At 70.7% G+C, this 1,121-nt stretch carries 1 protein-coding gene; it reads right to left on the bottom strand.

Annotated elements, in window-relative coordinates; genetic code table 11:
- Positions 1 to 1,121: amino acid adenylation domain-containing protein (locus AC04L7_RS19235; RefSeq protein ID WP_475513780.1), on the bottom strand; the 1,121-nt coding region annotated here is incomplete at both ends.

Below are 1,121 nucleotides of genomic sequence, written 5' to 3'. Positions count from 1 at the left end.
CTTCGGCCCAGATGGCAGCGAGCGCTTCTTCCACCTTGCCCTGCGGTGCTTCGTAGACGCGCGCGCTCGCCAGCTCGGGCGGCGGCAGCGCCTTGCGGTCCACCTTGCCGTTSGSGTTSAGCGGCAAGCTGTCCAGCGCGACGACGAGCGCCGGCACCATGTAGTCCGGCAGCACGCGGCCAAGGCGTTCGCGCAGCTGCGCGGCATCGACGGCCTGTCCCGCCTGCGGCGAGACATATGCCACGAGCTGCGCGCCAGCCGTTCCCTGGCTGGCAACGACGACGGCCTCGCGCACTTCGGGCTGCGCGAGCAGTTGGGCCTCGATCTCGCCGAGTTCGATACGAAAACCGCGGATCTTCACCTGGTGGTCGATGCGCCCCAGGTAGTCGAGCTGCCCTTCGCTGTTCCATCGCACGAGGTCGCCCGTGCGGTAGAGGCGCGCGCCCTCGGCCATGCCGAAAGGGTTGGCCACGAAGCGCTCGGCGGTGAGCCCCGCGCGCTCCACATAGCCGCGCGCAAGCCCGATGCCGCCCAGGTAGAKCTCGCCCGCCACTCCGGGCGCCGCGAGGTTCAGGCCGGCATCGAGCACGAAGGCCTGCGTGCCGGCAATCGGCCGGCCGATCGGCACCTGGCTGCGGCCGTCGCTGCGGCAGGTCCAGTGGGTGACGTCGATGGCCGCCTCGGTGGGGCCGTAGAGGTTGTGCAGCGCCGCTTGCGGCAGCCGCTGGAAGACGCCCAGCTGCGCCTCGRCTGGCAATGCCTCGCCGCTGCAGACGATCTGCCGCAGGCTGGTGCAGGCCTCGATCCCGTCGTGCGCCAGGAAGGCCTGCAGCATCGAGGGCACGAAGTGCAGCGTGCTCACGCCGTGGCGCTGGATCAATTGTGCGAGGCGTGCGGGCTCGCGGTGATCACCGGGAGCCGCCACGGCCAGCCGCGCACCGGCCATGAGCGGCCAGAASARCTCCCACACCGACACGTCGAAGCYGAACGGCGYYTTSTGCAGCACGGTGTCCGCGCCATCGATGGGGTAGGCCGCCTGCATCCAGGCCAGCCGGTTGTGCAATGCGGCGTGCCGGTTGGCCGCGCCCTTGGGGCGGCCGGTGGAGCCCGAGGTGTAGATC

The organism is Pseudoxanthomonas sp. LjRoot204_2, assembly GCF_056175765.1.
Note: the sequence above shows the minus strand (reverse complement) of the source record. Positions and strands in the feature narration are given on the sequence as shown.